This is a genomic window from Salinicola sp. 4072, assembly GCF_036663415.1.
Classification (GTDB): domain Bacteria; phylum Pseudomonadota; class Gammaproteobacteria; order Pseudomonadales; family Halomonadaceae; genus Salinicola; species Salinicola salarius_A.
Genome location: NZ_JAXOVV010000050.1, coordinates 1 through 7,275 on the forward strand (window position 1 = coordinate 1; position 7,275 = coordinate 7,275).

General features: G+C 59.5%; 8 protein-coding genes. 1 reads left to right on the plus strand and 7 read right to left on the minus strand.

What is annotated here, in order from left to right; all coding sequences use genetic code 11:
- Positions 1-170: 170 nt before the first annotated feature.
- On the minus strand, positions 171-872 hold the full coding sequence (gene csiR / locus R3F72_RS18100) for a DNA-binding transcriptional regulator CsiR (protein ID WP_442978368.1): 702 nt from the start codon (positions 870-872) through the stop codon (positions 171-173).
- A gap of 327 nt (positions 873-1,199) precedes the next feature.
- On the opposite strand from csiR, the gene R3F72_RS18105 reads away from it, so the two are divergent.
- Entirely contained in the window at positions 1,200-2,408 is a 1,209-nt protein-coding gene (locus R3F72_RS18105) for an AGE family epimerase/isomerase (protein ID WP_332780424.1), read from the plus strand.
- Here the strand turns inward: R3F72_RS18105 and R3F72_RS18110 are convergent.
- The 6 genes from R3F72_RS18110 to R3F72_RS18135 all read right to left on the minus strand — a co-directional run bounded on the left by R3F72_RS18110 (position 2,397) and on the right by R3F72_RS18135 (position 7,092).
- A complete protein-coding gene (locus R3F72_RS18110) occupies positions 2,397-4,247 on the minus strand; it encodes a SulP family inorganic anion transporter (RefSeq protein WP_332780425.1) in 1,851 nt (616 codons plus the stop codon). The genes R3F72_RS18105 and R3F72_RS18110 overlap by 12 nt on opposite strands.
- A 228-nt stretch (positions 4,248-4,475) precedes the next feature.
- Positions 4,476-4,667: a DUF2283 domain-containing protein gene (locus R3F72_RS18115; RefSeq protein ID WP_071230222.1), complete on the minus strand. Its 192-nt coding sequence runs from the start codon at positions 4,665-4,667 to the stop codon at positions 4,476-4,478.
- A gap of 2 nt (positions 4,668-4,669) precedes the next feature.
- Entirely contained in the window at positions 4,670-4,996 is a 327-nt protein-coding gene (locus R3F72_RS18120) for a DUF4258 domain-containing protein (RefSeq protein WP_332780426.1), read from the minus strand.
- Between the two features lie 321 nt (positions 4,997-5,317).
- Positions 5,318-5,593, minus strand: a complete 276-nt coding sequence (locus R3F72_RS18125; protein ID WP_332780427.1) for a hypothetical protein — start codon at positions 5,591-5,593, stop codon at positions 5,318-5,320.
- 311 nt (positions 5,594-5,904) lie between these two features.
- Entirely contained in the window at positions 5,905-6,285 is a 381-nt protein-coding gene (locus R3F72_RS18130) for a flagellar protein FlaG (RefSeq protein ID WP_332780428.1), read from the minus strand.
- A 570-nt stretch (positions 6,286-6,855) separates the two neighbouring features.
- Positions 6,856-7,092, minus strand: a complete 237-nt coding sequence (locus R3F72_RS18135; protein ID WP_332780429.1) for a hypothetical protein — start codon at positions 7,090-7,092, stop codon at positions 6,856-6,858.
- Positions 7,093-7,275 lie beyond the last annotated feature (183 nt).

Sequence of the window (7,275 nt, forward strand, 5' to 3'; positions counted from 1 at the left end):
GGGCCTCGTCGACGTTGATATCGCTGATGGTCATGTCACCGCATAGACGTGCCGAAGGATCAGGCACACTATGCCAAAAAAATCAGGTGGTTGGCGACATGCCATCCGCAGCCACCTGAATAGTTACGAATCAGAAACGTTTGAACCGGAGACGTTTTAACCAGAGACGCTTAAACCCAGCCCTGTTCCTGCAACCGCTCCCGGATGATCGGCACCGGCGTCATCAGGTGTTCCCGCATCAGTAAACTGGCGGCGGAGGCGTCGCGGGCCAGGATCGTATCGAGCAGCGCCTGGTGTTCGCGCTGCTTCTCGACGAGCGCCTGCTCGGAAAAGACGGTCTGGCGCAGCCACAGGTGGCGATAGCGCTGGGCCTGATCGAACAGCGCCGCACGGGACTGCAGTAGCGGCAGGCAGCCGCAACCCGCCACCATCGCATCGTGCAGTGCCTGGTGGCGGGTATCCCAGCGTTCGAGCATCTCGTCGGCGTCCTGTACCCGGGTGACCTTGGCCAGGGTATGGGTACGTGCCAGCACCGTCGCTTCCCATTCGTCGTCGCCGCGTTCGATGGCGAGCCGAATCAGCAACCCTTCCAGCTGCGCCCGCGCGTCGTAGATCGCTTCCAGCTCGGCGATCGACATCGGCGCCACCCGATAACCCCGCTGGCTGATACCGGTGACCAGGCGCTCGCCGATCAGCCGTGTCAGCGCTTCGCGCAAGGGGCCGACACCGGTGTCGTAGCGGGCCTTGAGCCGGCTCATCAGCAGCTTTTCCTGCGGCGCGTAGAAGCCACGAATGATGTCCGCCTTCAGGCGATGATAGACATCGAGCGCGGTGGGAGAACGGTCGGAAATCGCGGTCATGTCTCGGGCCATGTCGGAATCGATCAGTGTGTTATTCGGGTCTGTCGATATTGAATAAAAATATCGACGCCTGTGTCGAGCCAAAAGGCACTCGACGAGAGGCGCATTGTGATGGACCTGGCCGACGACCAGACTGGCAAGGAAGACTTCGACGTTGCCACGGCTAGGCGAATGGTTCGTCGTGAGAGACGCTCGCGGCGAAGCGTCGTTCTCGGTCACGAGATAGGCCCGATCAAGGAACGTTCGTGATGAAGCGTTTGCGATGAAGCGTTTGCGATAGAAGCGTTTGCGATAGAAGCGTTTGCGATGAAGCGTTTGCGATAGAGAGAGAGGTCCGTCATGCCGCTGACCACACCGCACCAGATCGAGCAGCACATCGCCAGCATCATGGCGTTCTATCACCCGCGCTGTATCGACCCTCAGGCGGGGTTCCATCACTACCTCACCGACGACGGGCATCTCTACAACCGCCACCATCGGCATCTCGTCTCCAGCGCCGGCTACGTGATCCTCTATGCCCGCTATGCCATGCAGTCGGGCGACCCGGAATACCTGGGTTGGGCGCGGCACGGACTGAAGTTTCTGGAAGAGAGCCATTACCAGACCCGCACCCAGGGCTATGCCTGGACGCTGGACAACGGCAAACCCGATGACACCACTCAGCACTGTTACGGGCTGGCCTCGGTCATGCTGGCCTACGCCACGGCCCTGAAGGCAGGAATTGCCGAAGCCCGAGCCGGACTCGACCGCGTGCATGCGTTACAGACCCGGCGTTTTTTCGAGCCCCATCGGCAGTTGTACGCCGCCGAAGCGGACGACCAGTGGCAGCTGACCGGCTACCGTGGCCAGAGCGCCAATCTGCGCAGCTGCGAGGCGTTGATCGGCGCCTTCGACGCGACCGGCGACGCTGCCTTTCTGGAGCGGGCGCTGACTATTGCGCGGACGTTGTGGCACAAGCTCGCGCCGATGGGCGATGGCTGGCTCTGGGAGCATTACAACCGCGATTGGCACCCCGATTTCGATTACCACCGCGACCAGCCCGACGACCTGTTTCGCCCCTGGGGGTTCCAGATCGGGCATCAGACCACCTGGGCCAGGCTGATGGTGGTGCTTTCCCGCCATTGCCCGAGAGAGACCTGGTTGATTCCCACGGCCAAGCGTCTGTTCATCGAAGCGGTCGAGAAGGGGTGGGATAGCCGATACGGCGGGCTGGTCTACGGCGTGGATTTCAACCGCCAGTTTCTCAATCGCGACAAGGTGTACTGGGTGCAGGCCGAAAGCCTCGCCGCCGCCGCGATGCTTGGCGACCTGACGGGCGAAGCCCGCTACTGGCGCTGGTACGACAAGATCGCCAATTACTGCTGGCAGCACATGATCGATCACGAGTACGGCGCCTGGTACCGGATTCTGACGGCCGACAACCGCCGCTATTCCAGAGAGAAGAGTCCGGCCCCCAAGACCGACTGCCAGACCCTCGGCGCCTGTTGCGATATTTTGCCGATCATGCGCCGCCAGCACGGCGAGCGGCAGGCTGTGTCATCGGCCTGACGCTTCGGTGGACGACGCTTTCGAGTCTCCCGTCGACGAGGCCTTCGATGCCAGAAGCGCGGCCCGCTCGTCATCGAGCCGATGGCGGATGTTGGTCCAGGCCGAGAAGGTGCTGAGGTAGGACTCCCCGGTCAGATGCTCCAGGAAATCGCTCTTGCTGAGTCGATCCATGACCGGCCCTTTCACCTCCGCCAGATGCAGCGTGACCTGTGAGTCCTTCAGGCGGGCGTTGATCGCCTCCAGGCTTTCCAGCGCCGAGGCATCGATCAGGTTCACCGCCGAGCAGATCAGCACCAGGTGCTTCAGGTTGGCGCGATCGGCCAGCAGGCCGTAGACGGTATCCTCGAGATAGCGGGCGTTGGCGAAGTAGAGGCTTTCATCGATGCGCAGCAGGGCGATCTCGTCGTCGACTTCCGCCTCGTGGCGCTGAATGTTGCGGAAATGCTCCGTGCCCGGCAGGCGGCCGACTTCCGCCGTGTGCGGCCGGCTGGTGCGATAGAGATAGAGCGCCAGCGACACGCCGACACCGGCCATCACGCCGGCTTCCACGCCCTCGACGAACGTCAGCACGATGGTGATCAGCATCGCGGCGAAGTCGCTGCGGGAATAGTGCCAGGTCCGCTTCAGGCCGGGCAGGTCGACCAGCGTCATCGCCGAAACGATGATGCTGGCCGCGAGAGTCGCGATAGGCAGATAGGCGATCAGCGAGGTCAGAAACAGGATCACCAACCCGACGCCCAGCGCCGCGAATGCCCCCGCGGCCGGCGTGCGGGCGCCCGAATCGAAGTTGATCACCGTGCGCGACAGGCTGCCCGTCACCGGCATGCCGGAGGTGAAGGCCGCCGCGAGGTTGGCAGTGCCGAGGCCCACCAGCTCCTGATCCGGCGAGATGCGCTCGCGCCGGCGTGCCGCCAGCATCTGCGCCAGCGAGACCGACTCGATGAACCCCACCACGCTGATCAGGAACGCAGGCAGCAGCAGGTCGCGCAGCAGGCCCGGATCGAACGATGGCAGGCTCAGCGGCGGCAGATGAGCGGGGATATGGCCGACGACACTCACCCCGAGCGCCGGCAGATCCAGCGCCCAGGAAACCAGCGTCGTGATCGCGACGGCCATGACCGGCCCCAGGCGCACGATGAACGTCGCGACGCCGGTCCGCAATCCCATCTTTCGCAACACCGGGCCGGCGCGGCGCATGAGCAGCAGGAATAACAGCGCCGAGGCGCCCAGTATCAGAGTCGGCCAATGGATGTCGTTCAGGTGGGTCAGCAGGTGGGCCAACTGATCGATCAGCGTGAAGCCCGAACCCCCGACGCCGATCAGACTGGCGAACTGGCTGGCGGCGATCAGCACGCCGGAGGCCGTGAGCAGGCCGGAGACCACCGGATGACTGAGAAAATTGGCGAAGAAGCCGAGCTTCAGCAGGCCCATGACGGCCAGAATCAGGCCCGACAGCATGGCCAGGGTCACGGCGGCCTGGCTGTAGGCGGCCGTACCGCTGGCGAACAGCGGCGAGAGGGCGGCGGCCGTCATCAACGAGACGATCGCCATCGGCCCGACGGCCAACGTCCGGCTGGTCCCGAAGATCGAATAGAGAATCAGCGGCAGCATGCTGGCGTAGAGGCCGGTAATCGCCGGCAGCCCGGCGAGAATGGCATAGGCCAGCGCCTGAGGGATCACCATCAGCGTGACGATGAGGGATGCCACCAGATCCTCGTTGAGGAGGTGGCGGTTGTAATAGGGCGCCCAGCTGATGATCGGAAAATAACGTGCCAGACGAGCACGGAAATGGATCTGCTCTCGCGTATCGGTTCCCCTCAGTCGGCGCCAAAGGCTCATCGTGCTATGTAGCTCCCTTGCATAAGCTTATCGTTCGAAACGATAAATGGTGCGCCTCAAGGCTGGCGCATGCAAGCCGGACGCATCAAGCCGCAAAAGGGGAACCGGCCGCCCTCGCTTCACGCACCGTCAGGCGGTCTGAATGGCCCGCGCCCGCTCATAGAGTTTCCTGGCGCTATCGATGGCAAGCGATACAGGCTCTTGGCGGGGTTGCCGTGTTTTCGAGAATCAGGCTGCATGGCTACGCAGTAGTGGCCATGCTCCTTGTTTAGAAGCTTCGAGTATGACGATTTCGACAATCGTGCCGTCCTCGGCATAGCTGACATGGGTATTCCAGTCCTGAGAACCTTCCTTGATGATTGGCTTCTCCGAGAGGTGAACTACCAGAATATCGTCCGCTTCATCATAAGTCGTACGCATGGCTAGCTTTCCCACTGAAAATGATGCATCACCGTTTTGACTACCAGCATCTCCTCAAGGATGACGGCAGCACAGATTAGATTATCCTGCCGCCCTGGGGCCTCCTTGGCAATCCATAACCGGATGTCATCTTTGTATCGCACTTGACCCGTTTCGAGAAGCTCACCCAGTAATGCCTCGTTAATGTTGCGCTGCGCCATTCGCTCGCGGGCGTGGCGAGTAACATGCACCCTAAGCTTCGTCTGAAAAATCGACGAGCGATAGCCAGACAAGGCAAAAATTGGCGAAAAAGCGGAGTTTATGTGGATTAAATGAGCATTTTGAGGCAATTTTTAACGCCGTATGGGTGAGCGCAGGCATTTTTCAGACAAAGCGTAAGGCCAAAACGTGTACTGAACATGAGGCTCCTCTTTGCCGATATTGCTGACGATTATCAACATAACATGGGTAAGAACCCATCGCGGTATGGATTTGCAGGCCTCACGACGCGGACAGCGCTATGTCGAGGTGTTCCTCGACATGCAGCGCAAGCATGAGCCGGTGAACTGATCATGCCCGCCACCTCGAAGCGCTTCATCATCTCGTGGTATCGTCAATGACGGTATCGAGTTGCTGACATTCGCTTTGATTCAAAAGCCCTCCACGCCCCGTCAAGCGGTCTGGATGGCCCGCGCCCGCTCATAGAGTTTCCTGGCGCTATCGATGGCAAAGCGCTCATGTTGATCGAGTTCCAGCATGGGGCCGGTCAGGTTCCCGTCAGAGTCGGTGACATCCTGAATTTCCCGAGCGTAGCGTTTCAGCAGATGCTCCAGATTCATCTTGATCATCATGATTTCCAGCTCGAATTCCTGTCGTAAAAGCTGGTAGTGGCTACGTTCGACGTTATTGCCAGCCTTTTCGGCTCTAAAGCGAAGCGTATTGTTCACGAGATTTTCCGTAATCTTGAGCTTGGGAATCAGATCGTGAACGAGGTCTCTGGCGAATAGATTGCCGTCAGTGTTCAGTGTGGAGCGGTCTCGCGAAGTAGGCATACTTGAAATGGCCGTTTGGGTCAGGGCGGGTTGGCCGCTAGATAACGGCGCCGTATGCAAGCGGTTATCGGTCTGTTCTGCGGAAACTTGAGCGCTTCTGACGCACCGCACATGAGACGCACCGCACATGAAACGCTACCCCGGCATCGACACGTCAGTGCAATTGAAAAGCCTGGCCGGCAGGCGGTTAAGGCAGGGCTGCGCGGTCATGCCGAAGCGTCGAGCAGCCGTCCGCCGTTGTCGCTGGCAAAAGCCTCGGCAATCCGCAACATCTCCTCCGCCGGAATCTGCCGGATCACTTCGCCGGTCTCCTTGTCTACCACCTTGGTGATGACACGGCTGTCGAACTCGCTCAGCTCGAAGCGCAGGCCGTATTGCCGCATGGCCTCGTTGAGCTCACTGAGCTGATCGCCCAGCGGGCCACTGAAGATAGATAGTGGATCGTCATCCGGGGCAACATTGCCACGTTGGGACATCGGTTGCGGCATCTGCTCCGCGCTCTGGAGCAGGATGTCGAGCCGCTGCTGGGATGAGCCGTTCGATGACAGGTTCAGATGGAGTGTCGCCATATCGACGGTGTTAGGCATGACTATCTTCCTCGAAGGATCAAACCGGAATGTCGGAATACCGCGCTGATGCTACGAACGCCATACACGATGGCGCCGGCTTCCCCTGATACCGGCCGCTGATGCGGACTACCCGTCGGGAAGCGACTTCGCCATCGTCAATCGCCTGCAAACCAGCACGATTGATACATTCGAGTGTGCCGATGCAGGTTGCCATCACCCCTCGCGCGCCGGCGCAGAGAGGTTGAAGACACTGATTTCTAGAGTTATCGACAGTGAAGAGGGATTCTGAAGTAAAGGAGGGAGCCTACGCTTTGTCTGAAAAATGCCTGCGCTCACCCATACGGCGTTAAAAATTGCCTCAAAATGCTCATTTAATCCACATAAACTGGGACGCCAGCCCGGTCCTTTTTCGCCAATTCTGATTCGCTACGCTCACCCTTCGGGCCAGCCTCCGGCTGTTACTCCCTACGGTCGTTGCGCCTTGTCTGGCTATCGCTCGTCGATTTTTCAGACGAAGCTTAGTGCATATAAAAAGAGGATAGGGTGACGAATCGGCAGGTGCGTACTGTTTATTGGAATTGATATGGCTTAATTAAAATTAAAGTTTTCCAATGCCGACGTGTCGGATTCGATGAGATCCAATGCCTCATAGGTATAACGCTTTTGAGCTTTCACCGCCCGGGTATAGAGCTCATGTAGCGCGTGGTATTCATCCGGCAGCTGCTGGTCGAATTCCACAGTTTCGAATTTCGCCATCAGCGCCTTGGCATCGTCGATGAGCCGCTGCAGCTCTGCCAACACGAATTCGTAGTCTTCCACTGTCATTGAAACTACCTGGAACGGTGAGTTTGACATATGAGAACACACACAAGCTCCAGCCAGAGTTATAGTCAAATCTGGTGGATGGCAGTCAGGCGGCAGTCCTGTCTGACTGATCGGTTACCTGCTCCCCATCCTGGAACCGGACGTTGTTCACGACCAGCTCCAGCTTTCTAAACCCCTTGATGC